The 16,604-nt window shown below is 62.0% G+C and carries 14 protein-coding genes and 1 pseudogene; 4 read left to right on the forward strand and 11 right to left on the reverse strand.

Going from position 1 to position 16,604, the window contains the following annotated elements; translation table 11 throughout:
* Positions 1-12 precede the first annotated feature (12 nt).
* The 7 genes and pseudogenes from Q1W70_RS13520 to exaC all read right to left on the reverse strand — a co-directional run bounded on the left by Q1W70_RS13520 (position 13) and on the right by exaC (position 7,681).
* The gene (locus Q1W70_RS13520; protein WP_166590463.1) at positions 13-825 is read right to left on the reverse strand and encodes a M90 family metallopeptidase; all 813 of its coding nucleotides are present in this window, start codon (positions 823-825) and stop codon (positions 13-15) included.
* 6 nt (positions 826-831) lie between these two features.
* Entirely contained in the window at positions 832-1,488 is a 657-nt protein-coding gene (locus tag Q1W70_RS13525) for a DedA family protein (protein WP_095166259.1), read from the reverse strand.
* A 283-nt stretch (positions 1,489-1,771) separates the two neighbouring features.
* Positions 1,772-2,233 (reverse strand): GNAT family N-acetyltransferase, encoded by a 462-nt coding sequence (locus Q1W70_RS13530; protein ID WP_166590462.1) that lies wholly within the window; start codon positions 2,231-2,233, stop codon positions 1,772-1,774.
* Positions 2,234-2,363: 130 nt separating this feature from the next.
* A pseudogene (eutC, locus tag Q1W70_RS13535) lies at positions 2,364-3,189 on the reverse strand (ethanolamine ammonia-lyase subunit EutC).
* A gap of 11 nt (positions 3,190-3,200) precedes the next feature.
* Positions 3,201-4,595, reverse strand: coding sequence for an ethanolamine ammonia-lyase subunit EutB (locus Q1W70_RS13540; RefSeq protein WP_166590460.1), 1,395 nt, complete (start codon positions 4,593-4,595; stop codon positions 3,201-3,203).
* A 98-nt stretch (positions 4,596-4,693) separates the two neighbouring features.
* Complete coding sequence (gene eutH, locus Q1W70_RS13545) at positions 4,694-5,974, reverse strand: ethanolamine utilization protein EutH (RefSeq protein WP_265536815.1); 1,281 nt, start codon at positions 5,972-5,974, stop codon at positions 4,694-4,696.
* A 186-nt stretch (positions 5,975-6,160) separates the two neighbouring features.
* A complete protein-coding gene (exaC, locus tag Q1W70_RS13550; protein WP_166590458.1) occupies positions 6,161-7,681 on the reverse strand; it encodes an acetaldehyde dehydrogenase ExaC in 1,521 nt (506 codons plus the stop codon).
* Positions 7,682-8,039: 358 nt separating this feature from the next.
* Here exaC and Q1W70_RS13555 point away from each other — a divergent pair, with 358 nt between their 5' ends.
* Positions 8,040-9,953, forward strand: a complete 1,914-nt coding sequence (locus Q1W70_RS13555) for a sigma-54-dependent Fis family transcriptional regulator (protein ID WP_182342483.1) — start codon at positions 8,040-8,042, stop codon at positions 9,951-9,953.
* A gap of 23 nt (positions 9,954-9,976) precedes the next feature.
* Here Q1W70_RS13555 and Q1W70_RS13560 read toward each other — a convergent pair whose 3' ends face one another.
* Complete coding sequence (locus tag Q1W70_RS13560) at positions 9,977-11,101, reverse strand: J domain-containing protein (RefSeq protein WP_182342481.1); 1,125 nt, start codon at positions 11,099-11,101, stop codon at positions 9,977-9,979.
* 179 nt (positions 11,102-11,280) lie between these two features.
* Between Q1W70_RS13560 and mpl the strand changes: the two genes are divergently transcribed.
* The 3 genes from mpl to Q1W70_RS13575 are packed head-to-tail and all read left to right on the forward strand — an operon-like array spanning position 11,281 to position 13,536.
* Positions 11,281-12,630 carry a UDP-N-acetylmuramate:L-alanyl-gamma-D-glutamyl-meso-diaminopimelate ligase gene (mpl, locus tag Q1W70_RS13565; protein WP_182342479.1) on the forward strand — a complete coding sequence of 450 codons (1,350 nt, stop codon included), beginning with the start codon at positions 11,281-11,283 and terminating at the stop codon, positions 12,628-12,630.
* Complete coding sequence (ubiX, locus tag Q1W70_RS13570; RefSeq protein ID WP_095166275.1) at positions 12,627-13,259, forward strand: flavin prenyltransferase UbiX; 633 nt, start codon at positions 12,627-12,629, stop codon at positions 13,257-13,259. Before mpl ends, ubiX begins: the two co-directional genes overlap by 4 nt.
* Positions 13,252-13,536 (forward strand): YceK/YidQ family lipoprotein, encoded by a 285-nt coding sequence (locus Q1W70_RS13575; protein WP_166590454.1) that lies wholly within the window; start codon positions 13,252-13,254, stop codon positions 13,534-13,536. The genes ubiX and Q1W70_RS13575 overlap by 8 nt, the downstream gene beginning before the upstream one ends.
* Before the next feature lie 6 nt (positions 13,537-13,542).
* Here the strand turns inward: Q1W70_RS13575 and Q1W70_RS13580 are convergent, their stop codons facing one another.
* The 3 genes from Q1W70_RS13580 to Q1W70_RS13590 form a co-directional block, all read right to left on the reverse strand.
* Entirely contained in the window at positions 13,543-14,184 is a 642-nt protein-coding gene (locus Q1W70_RS13580; protein ID WP_182342476.1) for an oxidoreductase, read from the reverse strand.
* Positions 14,185-14,211: 27 nt separating this feature from the next.
* Positions 14,212-15,930 carry a C13 family peptidase gene (locus Q1W70_RS13585; protein ID WP_166590452.1) on the reverse strand — a complete coding sequence of 573 codons (1,719 nt, stop codon included), beginning with the start codon at positions 15,928-15,930 and terminating at the stop codon, positions 14,212-14,214.
* 103 nt (positions 15,931-16,033) lie between these two features.
* Positions 16,034-16,489, reverse strand: a complete 456-nt coding sequence (locus tag Q1W70_RS13590; protein ID WP_166590451.1) for a MaoC family dehydratase — start codon at positions 16,487-16,489, stop codon at positions 16,034-16,036.
* Positions 16,490-16,604 lie beyond the last annotated feature (115 nt).

A 16,604-nucleotide genomic window follows, 5' to 3' on the forward strand; every position in this document is an offset into this window, starting at 1 on the left:
GTCGTGTAGACCTTAGTCGTGTGGCTGATACGCCGGATGTTCGGCTTGCAAATGCGCAAGCCTTGCCAGGGGATCCTGGCGGTAAAACAGCTGCAGTTGTCGATAGACCTGTGGATAAGTGCCGTGCAGTAAATCCGGGGCGCTGAAGAAGTACTCGCTGGTGACGGCGAAGAACTCGGCGGGGTTTTCCGCCGCATAGGGGTCGATCGGTGTGTCGGCGTCGGGGTTGTGGTCGAGCTGGCGGTTGAGGTCGTCGTAGGCGTGTTGCATCACCTGCGCCCAGTCCGAGACCCGCATGTCGCTGTGCAGCGGCGGCAGGCCGTTGGCGTCGCCGTTGAGCATGTCGAGTTTGTGCGCCAGTTCGTGGATCACCAGGTTGTAGCCTTCCCAGCCACCACTGGCCATCACCCCCGGCCAGGCCAGGATGATAGGCCCCTGTTGCCAAGCCTCACCGCTGTGCTCGCCGTCCCACTCATGCTCGACGCCACTGGCATCGCGATGGCGCTGCGGGCTGAGGAAGTCGTCGGGGTACAGCACGATCTCGTGGAAGCCCTGATACCAGTTCAGATCGCCCAGGTGCAGCAGCGGCAGTTGGGCCTGGGCGGCGAGCAGCAGGCGCTGTTCCTGGTGCAATTCAACGCCGGGCAGGCATGTCAGGTGTTTGTCCTGCAGGAACAGCACGGCCGACTCGCGCAGCCACTGGTCCTCGGCTTCGCTCAGGCCGTCGAGAAAACTCAGGTGCTGACGGACCCGCTGCCAGGTTTCATCGGCAACGGGGTGCTTGGCCAGGGTGCGTTGGCGACGCCAGGTGCTGAGCAGGCCCATGGGCGATCAGCGCGACTGGGCTTTGGAGCTCGAGCCACCGAAGCGGCTGCGGACCAGGCCAATGATCATCGGCACCAGCGACAACAGGATGATGCCCACCACCAGCAGCGACAGGTTCTTCTTGATAAAGGGCACGTTGCCGAAGAAGTAACCCAGGGTCACCAGGCCGCCGACCCAGAGGATGGTGCCGAACACGCTGAAAGCGAAAAAGCGCGGATAGGGCATCTTGGCGACCCCGGCGACGAAGGGCGCGAAGGTCCGGATGATCGGCAGGAAGCGCGCCAGCGTCACGGTTTTACCACCGTGCTTTTCATAGAAATCGTGGGTTTGTTGCAGGTAGTCGCGACGGAAGATTTTCGAGTTGGGGTTACTGAACAGTTTTTCCCCGGCCGTTCGACCGACCACATAGTTGGTACTGTCTCCGAGTATCGCCGCCAGCATCAGCAAGCCGCCCAGCAGTACAGGGTCCATGCCACCACCGGCGGCAACGGCACCGGCGATGAACAGCAGCGAATCGCCCGGCAGGAAGGGCATGACCACCAGGCCGGTTTCGCAGAAGATCACCAGGAAAAGAATGGCGTAAATCCATGGCCCGTAGTTGGTGACCAGCATATCGAGGTACACATCGAGATGCAGGACAAGGTCGATCGGGTTGAAATCCATGGGGGGCACCTGTGTGACGGCTCGACTCGGCAAGCCTGTACGGAAAGTCTGAAAAAAATGGCTACAAGTTTGCGGGCTATTTCTTACGGCCGATAAAGATCGCGATTATACGGACAGCAAAGTGAAAAGCGTGTGGGTTTTGTAGCGAGGGATTACGAATGCGATGGGGAGCGGATACCAGGGCAATGGAGTGCATCGGCTTCAGCCTGGGTTCAGGTTTCAGGGGCGCATCGCACCCCCCGGCGAGAGCGTGCGCCCTCGCTACCTGGAAACATAGGTCATGTCAGAGTTCGTCGCTGATCGGCAAGATGTAGTTCTTGAACTCGTTGTCTTCACGAAAGCCCATGGACTCGTAGGTCTTTTGCGCCACCAGGTTGTCGCTGCTGGTGGACACGCGCATGCGCACGGCCTGGGTTTCCTTGGCCATTTTTTTCGCGGTGCGCATCAGGTTGTCGGCGACCAGTTGGCGGCGGGCGTCTTCGGCGACGTAGATGTCGTTGAGGATCCATACCCGCTTGAGCGACAGGGACGAGAAGCTCGGGTATAGCTGGCAGAAGCCCAGCAGCCGGCCATCGTCGTCATCCGGCAGCGCCAGGTAGATCACCGACTCCTTGCGGCGCAGGCGTTTTTCCAGGAACGCGCGGGAAGAATCCGGGTAAGGCAGCGAGCCGTAAAACTCGCGGTACTTGACGAACAGAGGCGTCAGCAGGTCCAGGTGCTCGAGAGTAGCTTGAATAATCCGCATGCTAGAGGCCTCAACTTCAAGTAGATATGACGGCAGTTTCCAGTGGATTTGACGGCAATTGATCCATCACTCGGGCAGCCGTTCGTCGACTCTGCCTCAAAGCGCGACTAAAACGCAATCCGCATTGGACTCAAGGATTCTGCGGTCCCAGCAGGAAATTGGAGCTGGTTTGTGCGTCGTTTTCTGACTCGATAGTCTGCAATTGCGCCTCGTCTTTCAGGTTGACGCCCGACAACTGCCGACGACAGGCCTCACGCATCAGGTACAGCAAGCGGTGGGCGGCCATGCCGTAGCTCAGGCCTTCGAGGCGGACATTGGAGATGCAGTTGCGGTAGGCGTCCGTCAGGCCGACCTTGGGGTTGTAGGTGAAATACAGGCCAAGGCTGTCGGGAGAAGCTGAGGCCGGGGCGTTCGCCGATCAGGATCACCACCATTTTTGCCCCCAGCAACTGGCCGATTTCGTCGGCCACGGCGACGCGACCTTGCTCCACCAGGATTACCGGTGACAGGGACCAGCCTTCAGCCTGGGTCTGTTCTTCCATTCGTGCCAGGAAGGGCAGGGTGTGCCGGTGGACCGCAAGGGCCGACAGGCCATCGGCCACCACCACGGCCAGGTCGACCCCGCCTGGGTGGGCCGCGGCGTAGTCGCGCAGGGTTTGCGCCGAGTGCTCGGAGAGTTTGCGCCCCAGGTCCGGGCGCTGCAGGTAGCTGTGCCGATCGCTGGCGGCGCTGTGCAGCAGCAGGCTGGCGCGTCCGGCTTCGGCCAGTTGCGCGCTCAGCCCGGCGTGATCGAAGGCCAGGTGCACGGCGTCACGGGCCTGGGCGTGGGCGTACTGGAAGTCCAGTTGGGCGCCGGTCGGCATGCTGGTGCCGGACCGGCCCAGGGCGATGCGCGCAGGGGTCAGGCGGCGCAGTTCCAGCCAGGGGTTCTGCGGGTCGATCGGTGGTTGTTCCATAAGCACCTCGTTCATCCCAGTTGCGCCAGGGCCTGGCGGAAGGCCGGCGGCAGGTTGTTGCCGAACCGGACCTTGCCGTCACCCTGCGTGAAAATGCCCATGTTCGCCAGCCATGCCTCGAATTCCGGAGCCGGTTTCAGGCCCAGGGTCTGGCGCGCGTAGAGGGCGTCGTGGAAGGAGGTGGTCTGGTAGTTGAGCATGATGTCGTCGGAGCCGGGGATGCCCATGATGAAGTTGATCCCGGCCACACCCAGCAGGGTCAGCAGGGTGTCCATGTCGTCCTGGTCGGCTTCGGCGTGGTTGGTGTAGCAGATGTCGCAGCCCATGGGCACGCCGAGCAACTTGCCGCAGAAGTGGTCTTCAAGGCCGGCGCGGATGATCTGTTTGCCGTTGTACAGGTACTCCGGGCCGATGAAGCCGACCACGGTATTGACCAGAAATGGCTTGAAATGCCGCGCCACGGCATAGGCCCGGGTCTCGCAGGTTTGCTGATCGAGGCCGAAGTGAGCGTTGGCCGACAACGCGCTGCCCTGGCCGGTCTCGAAATACATCAGGTTTTGCCCCAAGGTGCCGCGGTTGAGGCTCAGGCCGGCGTCATAGCCTTCCTGGAGTACGCTGAGGCTGATGCCAAAGCTGGCGTTCGCGGCTTCGGTGCCGGCAATCGACTGGAACACCAGGTCCAATGGCACGCCACGGTTGATCGCCTCGATGGAGGTGGTGACGTGGGTCAGAACGCAGGCCTGGGTGGGGATTTCGTAGCGTTGGATCACCGCGTCGAGCATTTCCAGCATGGCGCAGATCGAGGCGATGCTGTCGGTGGCCGGGTTGATGCCGATCATCGCGTCGCCATTGCCGTACAGCAGGCCGTCGAGAATGCTCGCCGCGATACCGGCGGGCTCGTCGGTGGGGTGGTTGGGTTGCAGGCGGGTCGAGAGGCGACCGCGCAGGCCCAGGGTCCCGCGAAAACGGGTGATCACACGAATTTTCTGCGCCACCAGCACCAGGTCTTGCACGCGCATGATTTTCGACACGGCGGCGGCCATTTCCGGGGTCAGGCCGGGGGCCAGCGCACGCAGGCTGTGTTCGTCGGCCGCGTCGCTGAGCAGCCAGTCACGAAAACCACCGACGGTCAGGTGGCTGACGGTGGCAAAGGCGTTGGCGTCGTGGGTATCGATGATCAGTCGGGTAACTTCATCGCTCTCGTAGGGAATCAGTGCTTCTTGCAAAAAATGCTTGAGCGGGATGTCCGCCAGGGCCATTTGCGCTGCCACCCGCTCGCCGTCGTTTTGCGCGGCGACACCGGCCAGGAAGTCTCCGGAGCGTGCCGGGCTGGCCTTGGCCATGACGTCCTTGAGGTCGTCGAAGCGGTAGGTCTGGGCGCCCACGCTATGGGAAAAACTTGCCATTTCAGTCTCCGTTTCAAATAGGACAGTGCGCTGCCCGGGGCCGGCGGTGGCTGAGCATGCCACGCTCGGTGTCGGCAGCGCACTTCAATGCAGCGGACTCAGGCCGTTGCCTTGGTGCCATCGGGGTGCAGGGTTTCCGGCAGCGGCAGGCCCAGGTATTCGCCCTTGGCAATGATCCCGGCGGCGCGGTCCTCGGCTTCCAGTTGCAAGGCCTTGGGTACCGACAGCCAGTACGCCAGGCCCACGGCAATGAATCCTGCACTTATCTTGCCAATCAGCACCGGCAGAATGATGGTGGGCTGGAAGTTGGCGGTGAAGGACAGGTGGTCGCCCAGCAGGAAGGCCGCGCACACACCAAAGGCAATGTTGATGACTTTGTCCTTTGGCGGCATGAAGCGCACCAGGCGGAACATGGCCAGGATGTTGGCGATAGTGGCCAGCATGCCAGCACTGCCGACGGCGCTCAGGCCGATCTTGCTGCCCAGGCTTTCCAGCGGCTTGCCCAGGTATTTACGCAGCAGGTAGACCATCGGGAAGGCACCGGCCAGCATGATGCCGATGTAGCCGGCGGTTTCCAGGGCGCGGGTCTGGTCTTCGGCGTCGGCGATGATCGGGTGGAACCCCCAACCGCCGAACACCAGGGTGAACACACCGGTGAAGTATTCGACGATGGAGAACACCAGCACCAGCTTGATCGCCGCGTCCAGGGTGCGACCGAAGATGATGAAACCCTTGATCATCAGGTCGGGCAAAAAGCGCAGGCCCAGGGCCAGGGCCACGACGAAGATCAGGATCGGCAGCAGGTTGGCGAAGATGCTGCCCAGGCCCAGGGCCAACTGATAGGTGGCCTCGCCGTTGGTCGATACCAGGTCGCGTACCAGCGGGTTGCTGAACGCGAGGATGACGCTGGCGATCAGCACGCCCAGGGGGATGGTCAGGATGCCCGACATGATGCCCAGGGCCATGTACTTGTGGTCGCGCTTGTCGAGCATCGCCAGGCCCATGGGGATGGAGAAGACGATGGTCGCGCCGCCCATGAAGCCGGTGATCAGTGCCATGACCAATGCTTCTTTACTGGCCGCCAGGGCCGACGCCAGGTGATAGCCACCCATGTCCGAGGCAATGATCATGGTCGCCGCCAGTGCCGGGTCGGCGCCCAGGGAACTGAAGAACGGGCCGAAGGCTTTTTCGATGACCACGGTCAGGTAGGGGATGGACGCCATGATCCCCGCCGCCGGCACGAAGATATGCCCGGTGGCGTGGATGCCTTCCATGAATTCTTTACCAAGTCCTTCATCGCTGTTGTAGATCGCCGCGAAGGCGCCGAGTACGGCGCAGAACATGATGAGATAGAGCACGTAGTTGCCGATCTGATCCATTGCGGATTCCTTTCTTATTGTTGTTTTCCAGCGCGGACGCTGTGTTCACCAAAGGCGCGTGGGCCTTTGCGATGCTCTGCTTGCAGCCGTGCACCCGGCCGCCTAACGGGGCCGAATGCATTGCACGGAAAATGAGTCTTGTCGGAACAAGCCAGTCCCGGCGACCGAAGTCGCCGGGAGGTTGGATCAGAAGAAGCCCAGCGGGTTGATGTCGTAGCTCACCAGCAGGTTTTTGGTCTGCTGGTAGTGATCGAGCATCATCTTGTGGGTTTCACGGCCGACGCCAGACTTCTTGTAGCCACCGAACGCGGCGTGCGCCGGGTACAGGTGGTAGCAGTTGGTCCACACTCGACCGGCCTTGATGGCGCGGCCCATGCGGTAGGCGCGGTTGATGTCGCGGGTCCAGAGACCGGCACCCAGGCCGAACTCGGTGTCGTTGGCAATGGCCAGGGCTTCGGCTTCGTCCTTGAAGGTGGTGATGCTCACCACCGGGCCGAAGATTTCCTCCTGGAACACGCGCATTTGGTTGGTGCCCTTGAGCAGGGTCGGCTGGATGTAATAGCCGGTCGCCAGGTTGCCCTCGAGTTTTTCCACCTTGCCACCGGTCAGCAGCTCGGCGCCTTCGCCCTTGGCGATTTCCAGGTAGGAGAGAATCTTGTCGAATTGCTGCTCGGAAGCCTGGGCACCGACCATGGTGTCGGTGTCGAGCGGGTCGCCACGCTTGATTTGCAGGACCTTCTTCATCACCACTTTCATGAAGTCGTCGTAGATCGACTCTTGCACCAGGGCGCGAGACGGGCAGGTGCAGACTTCACCTTGGTTGAAGAACGCCAGCACCAGGCCTTCGGCGGCTTTCTCGATGAAGGATTCTTCGGCTTGCATGATGTCGGCGAAGAAGATGTTCGGCGACTTGCCGCCCAGTTCCACGGTGGACGGAATGATGTTCTCGGCGGCGCATTTCATGATGTGCGAGCCAACCGGGGTCGAGCCGGTGAACGCGATCTTGGCGATGCGCTTGCTGGTGGCCAGGGCTTCGCCGGCTTCTTTGCCGAACCCTTGCACCACGTTCAGCACGCCCGGTGGCAGCAGGTCGCCGATCAGTTCCAGCAGCACGCTGATGCCCAGCGGCGTTTGCTCGGCAGGCTTGAGCACCACGCAGTTACCGGCAGCCAGGGCCGGCGCGAGTTTCCAGGCGGCCATCAGGATCGGGAAGTTCCACGGGATGATCTGGCCGACCACGCCCAGCGGTTCGTGGAAGTGATAGGCCGCGGTGTGTTCGTTGATTTCGGCAGAGCTGCCTTCTTGCGCGCGGATGCACCCGGCGTAGTAACGGAAGTGATCCGCCGCCAGCGGGATGTCGGCGTTCAGGGTTTCACGCACGGCCTTGCCGTTGTCCCAGGATTCGGTGACCGCCAGGACTTCGAGGTTCTGCTCGATGCGATCGGCGATTTTCAACAGCACCAGGGAGCGGTCCTGGACCGAGGTCTTGCCCCAGGCGTCGGCGGCAGCGTGGGCAGCGTCGAGGGCTTTTTCGATGTCTTCAGCTGTGGAGCGGGGGAATTCGGCAATCGGTTGGCCGTTCACCGGCGAGGTATTGGTGAAGTACTGACCTTTGACAGGCGCGACGAACTCGCCGCCGATGTAGTTACCGTATTTGCTCTTGAACGAAACGATAGCGCCTTCAGTACCTGGGTGAGCGTAACGCATGATGAGTGTCTCCTTGGCTTTTGTGCTTATAGGGGAGTACGCGCAATGAGCGCTGGTACAAGCCTAGAGCAAAGGTCGGGCCAGTGCCTTGTGGTGCCTATAAATCAAGGGCTTGCGCCGTCGGCGGCAGGGCTTTGTCCACGGGCTGTGCCAGATGCGATACGGGGCTTGTGACACTTTGTGCCGTTTGTGGCACAGCGTGTGACCGGTCGGTCTCGTCGGCATTGCAATGCGCGTCGGGCTGGAGGATGCTCGGCTGCATGAGAGGGCGAAGCACTCGCCTGAACCAGGCACAAGATAGGGGACACGGGGGTCAGGAACGCTCTGCGGACCTGACCCTCGGGGAGAACAATAAGAAATGCACAACAACCATTTGAGCCGCCATGCCCAGCAGGTCTTGACCGTCACCCAGGGCAAGAACCAGTTGCACGGTCCGGGCAGCGATCCATCCATCGCCCGCTCCTGGCTGCGGTGCCTGGAGGACTATCATCTCGATCCGGCACTGGCCATGGCGCCCACGGTGCTTGAGCATGGTCGGGTGCTGGAAAGTCGGGAGCGCTTGCAGCAGGTGCTGCAGATCGCCGGCGGCGAAATGAACAGCCTGCATCAGCAACTCAGCGGTGCCGGGCATGCGGTGCTGTTGACCGACGCCCGCGGGGTGATCCTCAACTGTGTCACGGCGCCCACCGAGCGCAAGATCTTCGAGCGCGCCGGCCTGTGGCTCGGTGCCGACTGGAGTGAGGCCTGCGAAGGCACCAACGGGATCGGCACCTGCCTGGTGGAACGCCAGGCGCTGACCATTCATCAGGATGAACACTTCCGGGGACGCCACACCGGCCTGACCTGCTCGGCCAGCCCGGTGTTCGACCCCCATGGCGAACTGCTGGCGGTGCTCGACGTCTCCTCGGCGCGCCATGATGTTTCGCGCCAGAGCCAGTTCCACACCATGGCGCTGGTCAATCTCTCGGCGAAAATGATCGAGAGCTGCTACTTCCTGCGCCATTTCGACAACCAGTGGTTGCTGCGTTTTCACCTGCAGGCCGAGTCGGTCGGGCTGTTCAGCGAAGGGCTGCTGGCGTTTGACGGGGAAGGTCGGATTAGCGCCGTCAACCAGAGCGCGCTGAACCTGCTGGGGCATATTCGCGGCGGCCTGGTGGGCAAGCCGGTGGAGGCCTTTTTCGACTGTTCGCTGGATCAACTGTTATCCCGCGCCAGCGTCAACGCCAGCGCCAGTTGGCCGCTGCGCACCCGTGATGGCCGGGCCTTGTTTGCCCTGCTGCGCGGTCAGCCGCGCAGTGTGCCTGCGCCAGTTGTGCCTGCGCCGAGGATTGCCGAACGCCCGCGCTTGGCCGGTATTTGCCTGGGTGATGAAGGTCTGCAGGCCGATTTTCGCAAAGCCCTGCGGGTGTTCGAGCGTGATGTGCCGCTGTTGATCAACGGCGAGACCGGCTCGGGCAAAGAGGCCTTTGCCAAGGCCGTGCACCAGGCCAGCCAGCGTGCCGACAAAGCCTTTGTCGCACTCAATTGCGCGGCCATTCCGGAAAGCCTGATCGAGAGCGAACTGTTCGGTTACCGCGGCGGCAGCTTTACCGGCGCACGCAAGGAAGGCATGCGCGGCAAGCTGCAGCAGGCCGATGGCGGCACCTTGTTCCTGGATGAAATCGGCGACATGCCCCTGGCCCTGCAAACCCGCTTGTTGCGGGTGCTTGAGGACCGGCTGGTGGTGCCGATTGGTGGCGAGCCGCAGGCGGTCAACGTGCGGATCATCAGCGCCACCCACCGGGACTTGCTGGAGCGGGTGCAGGATGGCAGCTTCCGTGAAGACCTGTACTACCGGCTCAATGGCCTGGAGGTGGGCTTGCCGCCCCTGCGTGAGCGCGGTGATAAATCCCAGTTGCTGGACTTCCTTTTGGCTGAAGAGGCGGGGGACGAGACCGTCCTGATCGACGCCCCCGCGCGCCAGGCCCTGCTCGATTTCTCCTGGCCGGGTAACGTGCGGCAGTTGCGCACGGTATTGCGGACCCTGGCGGCATTGTGTGAAGACGGACGCATTGGCGTCGAAGACTTGCCGGCGATGATTCGCCAGGCACGTCCGGCGCTGACCCCCTCGGTCGGCGAACTGCCGGAACTGCCGCTCAATGATGCCGAACGCTTGGTACTGCTCAATGCCCTGGAGCAAACACGCTGGCACATGACCCACACCGCCGAACAGTTGGGCGTCAGCCGCAACACCCTCTATAGAAAGCTGCGCAAGCACGGGATAACCCGTTAGGTGTCGGCTGACGTGACGGTTGTTCAGCGAAAGAACGGGTCGTCGAAGAACAGGTCGTCGTTGAGTGATTTTTCCATCTCGCGCTCATAGTCCCTCTGTGCCTTGAGCCAGGCTTTCAGGTTCTTGGGATCATTCAGCTCTTCGCCGAGCAGCATAAGTTCCTGAATATCATCCAGGACCGAGTCGAGTTGATGCTGGTAAAAACCAGGTAGGTTCGCCAGTGTCAGTTTGTCGAATGGGTCGATATTAAATTGCAGTCTGAACCCTTGCTCCTGATCGAATACTTCCTGTTTCAGCTCATCGAGTTGCTCGGTCAATACGCGGTTGTAATGTTTCAGTCGATCAGCGGTCAGCGTGTTGAGGGTGCTGGCATCGATGTGCTCCAACTCCAGCTGCAGTTGCAGCAGCCCAAGCAGATTGCGCTGGCCATAGGCATGGTTGACGCGCTGCATCAACACGGTTTTGCGCTCGCGCTCGTCGGGGTCGGTTTCTCGGTCTGGGTGCAGGGCGCTGGCCAGTTTGCGATACACCTCGCGCACGGACTGGCTGGCCTCGGCGGCGGCTGCTTCCTGGCGTAGCTGGTGGGCGTTTTTCTTGCCAGGTTTGCTTGGCTCGGGTTGTTCGCTCTGCAAGCGTTGATTTATTTTTTCCGCGATTTCCTCGGGAGACAGCCCGTGGATATCGTCGTCGAGCTCGACCCCGAACATCTCCTGCAGCCCCAGTTTGAGAAGCTCGTTGTCTTCTTCCTCATCGGTATCGAAGTCGCGGCCACTGTGCTGGTTGTACAGCGCTTTCAAGCGAACCAGTTCCTCATCACTGCAATTGCCGCTATCAAGCAAGCTGTAGGCTTGGCCGCAAATTTCCTGGGTCAGCGTCTTGCGATCAGTTTTCGAGAGTTTGATCCGCTCACCCAGGTCGCTCAGCAGTTGCACGAACCCGACCGTGTGCTGATGCAGGATGTCGAGCTGGGGAAGGAACTCACTGTGCCAGCGCTGCTCATACAGCGGGGTGGCCGCTTCCCACGCTTGCAGGATCTGCCGCTGTTTGTCGATTTTCTTCACCAGCTCATTGAATTTTCGCTGCCCGGCAGACAGTTTTTTGGGGTCTTTGTCTGGGGAGATACTGAGCTCATGGGGGGTTGTACTCATGCGCAGCCTCTGGCGATCACTCTGGCGTGTGGGGTGCCAAGACTATCAAGGACATTGGTGTTGTACAGGGTCGCAGGCAGATTCTGGATGTTCAGTAGTGCAATGGCGTGCGGTTGAAACATCAGGTGCGATTTTTCCCACCCTAGGCTAACCTGCCTCGATGTTTTACGAGGTTGACTATGCACATTCATATCCTGGGTATCTGCGGCACTTTCATGGGCTCGATGGCGGTTCTGGCCAAAGAGCTGGGCCATCGCGTGACCGGCTCCGACGCGAATGTCTATCCGCCGATGAGCACGCAACTGGAAGCTCAGGGCATTGAACTGACGCAGGGTTATGACCCGGCCCAGCTCGACCCGGCCCCGGACCTGGTGGTGATTGGCAATGCCATGTCCCGCGGTAACCCGGCGGTCGAATACGTCTTGAACAAAGGCTTGCCGTACGTCTCCGGCCCGCAGTGGCTGGCCGACCATGTGCTGCAAGGACGTTGGGTGCTGGCGGTTGCCGGCACCCACGGCAAGACCACCACCAGCAGCATGCTCGCCTGGGTGCTGGAGCACGCGGGCATGAGCCCGGGCTTCCTGATCGGCGGCGTGCCACAGAATTTCTCGGTCTCGGCGCGTCTGGGCGACACGCCGTTTTTTGTGATCGAAGCCGACGAATACGACAGCGCCTTCTTCGACAAGCGTTCGAAGTTCGTCCACTACCGCCCGCGCACGGCGATCCTCAATAACCTTGAGTTCGATCACGCGGACATCTTCCCCGATCTGCCAGCGATCGAGCGGCAGTTCCACCATTTGGTGCGCACCATCCCAAGCGAAGGGCTGGTGATTCATCCCACCACTGAGCCGGCTTTGCAGCGCGTGATCGAGATGGGCTGCTGGACCCCGGTGCAAACCACCGGTGCCGGCGGGCAATGGCAGGTCAAGTTGCTCAGCGAAGACGGGTCGAAGTTTGAAGTGCTGTTCGAGGGCGTCGCCCAAGGCGTGGTCGAGTGGGACATGACCGGTCAGCACAACGTCGCCAACGCCTTGGCGACCCTGGCGGCGGCGCGCCATGTCGGCGTGGTCCCGGCCATGGGCATTGCAGCGTTGAGCGCCTTCAAGAGTGTGAAGCGGCGGATGGAGGTTGTGGCCCAGGTCAACGGCATCACCCTCTACGACGACTTTGCCCACCACCCGACGGCCATCGCTACAACCCTGGACGGCCTGCGCAAGCGCATCGGCGACGCCCCGCTGATTGCCATCATCGAGCCGCGTTCCAACTCCATGAAACTCGGCGCGCACCGCGACGGATTGCCCCAAAGCGTGGTCGATGCCGACCAGGTGATCTGGTACGCCCCGGCTAACCTGGGCTGGGACCTGGCGGCCACCGCGGCGCTGTGTACGGTGCCATCGATCGTCAGCGATTCGCTGGAGGGCATCATTGCGCGGGTCAAAAGCCAGGCTCAACCCGGCACGCACGTGGTAATCATGAGCAATGGCGGCTTCGGCGGCCTGCACGGCAAGCTCGCCGAGGCGCTTAAATGAACAACGGTCCGGATCGCATCACGCTGGCCATGACGGGCGCTTCAGGCGCCCAGTATGGCTTGCGCCTGCTCGATTGCCTGGTGCGCGAAGACCGTGAGGTGCATTTTCTGATCTCCAAGGCCGCGCAATTGGTGCTGGCCACCGAGACCGACGTCACGCTGCCGCCCAAGCCGCAGATGATGCAGGCCTTCCTCACCGAATACACCGGCGCGGTCGCCGGGCAGATTCGGGTGTATGGCAAGGAGGACTGGATGTCGCCGGTGGCTTCGGGCTCCGGCTCGCCGGCAGCGATGGTGGTGGTGCCCTGTTCCACCGGGACCTTGTCCGCCATCGCCATGGGCGCCTGCAACAACCTGATCGAACGTGCCGCCGACGTGACCTTGAAAGAGCGCCGGCAGCTGATTGTGGTGCCGCGCGAGGCGCCGTATTCGAGCATTCACCTGGAAAACATGCTCAAGCTGTCGAACATGGGCGTGACCATCCTGCCGGCGTCGCCGGGTTTCTATCATCAGCCGCAGACCATCGATGACCTGGTGGATTTTGTCGTGGCGCGGATTCTCAATGTGCTGAACATCCCGCAGGACATGCTGCCACGCTGGGGCGAACACCATCTGAGCAGTGATGAATAAGCTGCTGCTGGTGCTGCTGGCCTTGCAGCTGGCAGGGTGCGCCAGTGTGCGCACCCTGGATGCGGCGCAACCGGGCGCTCCGGTGGTGTATTCCGGGACGCGACTGGACTGGTATGCGCTGCAGGGCGGCTGTTGTGCCAAGGATCGATTTGGCGCCGAAGCGCCGAGTTACCCCGGCCTCGACCTGCCGGCCAGCGCCTTGCTCGACACGCTGTTGTTGCCGTTGTCAGTGTTGACGGTGCTCGGGATCGGGTTTCAGGCGACGGGTGGGTTGTAGCGGGGGCTACTTGCCCAGCTTGCGCAGTTCGTCCGATTCCACCACCCGCACCCCATCCTGCTCCTCCAGCGCCAGGCGCCACATGGCGCGGGCCAGTTGGCAGGCTTCGATGCCGCGGTACTTGCCCGGGATCAACCGGGATAGCGGGCCGGCCACTTGCTCGGCCAGGCGTGGCTCCAGGCGTTCCCCCAGCAGCAGGGAAGGTCGGCAGATGGTCAGCTGTGGCCAGTCTTGCGCGCGCAGGGCCTGTTCCATTTCCCCTTTGACACGGTTGTAGAACACCGAGGACTTTGGGTCCGCGCCGATGGCGCTGATCACGATCAGGTGCCGTGCACCCATTTCGCGCGCGCGTTTGGCGAAGGCCACCACCATGTCCAGGTCGACCGCACGGAACGCCGATTCCGAGCCCGCCTGCTTGATCGTCGTTCCCAGGCAGCAGTAGGCGATGTCTACCCGGCCACTGAGTTGAGGCAGGAATGCGCTGGGGTCGCCGACCGGGTTTTCCAGGTGCGGATGTTCCGCCAGCGGCCGGCGAGAGGGCGCCAGTACGCGGCTGATGGTGGGCTCGTTGAGCAAGCGGTCGAGCAAGTGTTCACCGGTCAGGCCGGTGGCTCCGGCGAGCAGTACGTGCTGAGGCGTCAAGTACATAGTGTTTCTCCCTTGATACTGTTCAGCTTAGTTGCTCTTTGCGTCCGTGTTGTTCAACGCCGCATTTTGCAGCGCTTTTCGTGCTTGCTGTTTGCGCAGCACCTGCCAGCGCGCCAGGACCCCCTTGGGTGCCCAGATCTGTGGTTCAGAGGCTTCGAAGTTGTCGGCCAGTTCCCGTTCGGCAACCGTGGCCTTGGCCAGCTTGAAGGCGTGTTCGAGGTCGTCGGTCTGGTTCAGGGCCTGGGCGAACAGGGCATCGCCGAAGTAGGTGAAGTCCGCCTCCTCGGAGCAGCCGAACGACACCCGATCAGCCTGCGAGGCGGTCATGACCAGCGTACGATTGTCCTTGAGGGCCGGCAGGAAACCGCCGGAGTAACAGGCGGAAATCACGATGATCTTGTCGCGGTTTTTCAGCGGCGCCAGGACGGCGGCCAACTCATCGGCGGGCAGGTCGGCCAGCTCCATGCGTGGTTGGTCGAGCACCAGTTCGTGTTCGTGGGTGCCGTGGCTGGTCAGGTAGATGAACAGCAAGTCTTCCGGACCGCTGCGCTCGGCCAGGGTCAGGGCCGCGCGGCGCAGGTTTTCCCGGGTGGCCATGGGCCGGTCGCTGAGGTGGTCGCGGTGGTTGACCAGGCGGATCTGGCCATAGGCGCCAAACCGGCTGGCCAGCATGTTGCTGACGTAGTCGGACTCGCGCAGGAATACGCTCTGCTTGCCGTCGCCGCCGAGCGTCAGGCTGTACAGTTCGACCGCGGGAGTTGAGGCGGGCACATTGGCCAGTGCTTCATCGAGCAGTCGGCCCTGGGCCAGCAAGCCCAGCTCCAGGGTATCGGGCAGCAGTTTGCCGTCGGCATCACGCACGCGCTGGCCATTGATCCAATCGCCGCTCTGCACCGTACCGTCGGTCAGTACCAGTGTGCCGTGGCCCTGATAGCTGTCGTTGTCGAACTGGCCGACGTAGAAGCTGCCATCGGGCAGGTTCAGGCGCCCTTGGCCTGTGAAGCGCCAGTCGCTGAAGTGCCCGAGGTAGTGACTGTTGTCGGCGCCGATCAGCTCGCCCTTGCCGCTGAGCGCGCCTTCCTTGAATTGGCCGATCCACACGTCGCCGTCGGCGTTTTCGTAGCGGCCTTTGCCGTGCAGCTGATTCTGTTTGAAGCCACCGACATAGCTGTCGCCTTCGGCGCTGTTGAAGCTGCCGATGCCGTCCAGTTGGCCGTTGATGAAGTGGCCGCTGAACTGATTGCCGCTGGCATCGCTGCGCTGGCCTTCGCCATTGGGTTTGCCGTGGGCGAACTGGCCCTGGTACTGGCTGCCGTCTTCGAGCTCAAGGCGGCCGAGTCCGGAGTACTGGTCGGCCTTGAATTCGCCCCGGTAGGTCATGCCGTTTTCCTTGAGCGTGCCCTCGCCGTCGCGCCGCCCCAGTTTAAAACCGCCGGTGTAGCTGCTGTCGCTGGTGCTCAGGGCGCCCTGGCCATGGAACAGCCCTTGCTGGAAGGCGCCGCGGTAGACCTCGCCATTGCTGCCGTGCCATTCGCCTTGTCCGTGCCACTGGCCCTTGTCGAACTGGCCGGCGTACCAACTGCCGTTCGGGTAGTCGATGCGACCCCGGCCTTGCAGCAGCCCGTCGACCAGGTCTCCCCGATAGCGGCCGCCGTCGGGCAGGCGCGCGTCCGGCGGCAACAGCGATTCGCCGTCGCCACAGGCGGTGAGCAACAGGGTCAATGCGAGGGGTACAAGTGAGCGCATAGCAGGATCCGGGTGATTAGGCGACCGAGTATGCCGCAGCTATGTGCCTGATAAATAGAGACGCGGTGCGAAACAGCAGCAACTGCTCCGCATCCGGCAGGGGTTACACGAACGCCAGCGACAGGGGTTCGGCGATATAGGCCGGTTTTTCCTGGCCTTCGATTTCCAGGGTGGCGGTGGCCTTGAGCAGCCATTGGCCGGGTTTTTTCTCGGTGACTTCGGTCAGATCGACCTTGAGCCGGACCCGGGAATCGACTTTCACCGGCTGGATGAACCGCACGCTGTCCAGGCCGTAGTTGACGACCATTTTCAAGTCCTGGGGCAGGACCATGATGTCTTCCATCAGTTTTGGAATCAGCGACAGCGACAGGAAGCCGTGGGCAATGGTGCTGCCGAATGGCGTCTGTGCGGCCTTTACCGGGTCAACGTGGATGAACTGAAAGTCACCCGTGGCTTCGGCGAACAGGTTGATGCGTTCCTGATCGATGGTGAGCCATTCGGAACGTCCGAGTTCCTTGCCGACATAATTCTTGAGCTCTGCAACGGGTACATAGGGCATTGAGACTCTCCTTGGGTTCATCGGTTTTATAGTTTTTCTGAGTGAGCTGAAACCACCTTAGATCATCATGGCGGTGGGTGCCGGTCAATCCTCCATACCATTGGCGAATACCCAT

It is taken from the genome of Pseudomonas kielensis, from assembly GCF_030505375.1.
GTDB lineage: Bacteria > Pseudomonadota > Gammaproteobacteria > Pseudomonadales > Pseudomonadaceae > Aquipseudomonas > Aquipseudomonas kielensis.

Coding starts and splice junctions, on each gene's coding strand:
- Q1W70_RS13520 (WP_166590463.1), bottom strand. CDS start 825: ATGGGCCTGCTCAGCACCTGGCGTCGCCAACGCACCCTGGCCAAGCAC.
- Q1W70_RS13525 (WP_095166259.1), bottom strand. CDS start 1,488: ATGGATTTCAACCCGATCGACCTTGTCCTGCATCTCGATGTGTACCTC.
- Q1W70_RS13530 (WP_166590462.1), bottom strand. CDS start 2,233: ATGCGGATTATTCAAGCTACTCTCGAGCACCTGGACCTGCTGACGCCT.
- Q1W70_RS13540 (WP_166590460.1), bottom strand. CDS start 4,595: ATGGCAAGTTTTTCCCATAGCGTGGGCGCCCAGACCTACCGCTTCGAC.
- eutH (WP_265536815.1), bottom strand. CDS start 5,974: ATGGATCAGATCGGCAACTACGTGCTCTATCTCATCATGTTCTGCGCC.
- exaC (WP_166590458.1), bottom strand. CDS start 7,681: ATGCGTTACGCTCACCCAGGTACTGAAGGCGCTATCGTTTCGTTCAAG.
- Q1W70_RS13555 (WP_182342483.1), top strand. CDS start 8,040: ATGCACAACAACCATTTGAGCCGCCATGCCCAGCAGGTCTTGACCGTC.
- Q1W70_RS13560 (WP_182342481.1), bottom strand. CDS start 11,101: ATGAGTACAACCCCCCATGAGCTCAGTATCTCCCCAGACAAAGACCCC.
- mpl (WP_182342479.1), top strand. CDS start 11,281: ATGCACATTCATATCCTGGGTATCTGCGGCACTTTCATGGGCTCGATG.
- ubiX (WP_095166275.1), top strand. CDS start 12,627: ATGAACAACGGTCCGGATCGCATCACGCTGGCCATGACGGGCGCTTCA.
- Q1W70_RS13575 (WP_166590454.1), top strand. CDS start 13,252: ATGAATAAGCTGCTGCTGGTGCTGCTGGCCTTGCAGCTGGCAGGGTGC.
- Q1W70_RS13580 (WP_182342476.1), bottom strand. CDS start 14,184: ATGTACTTGACGCCTCAGCACGTACTGCTCGCCGGAGCCACCGGCCTG.
- Q1W70_RS13585 (WP_166590452.1), bottom strand. CDS start 15,930: ATGCGCTCACTTGTACCCCTCGCATTGACCCTGTTGCTCACCGCCTGT.
- Q1W70_RS13590 (WP_166590451.1), bottom strand. CDS start 16,489: ATGCCCTATGTACCCGTTGCAGAGCTCAAGAATTATGTCGGCAAGGAA.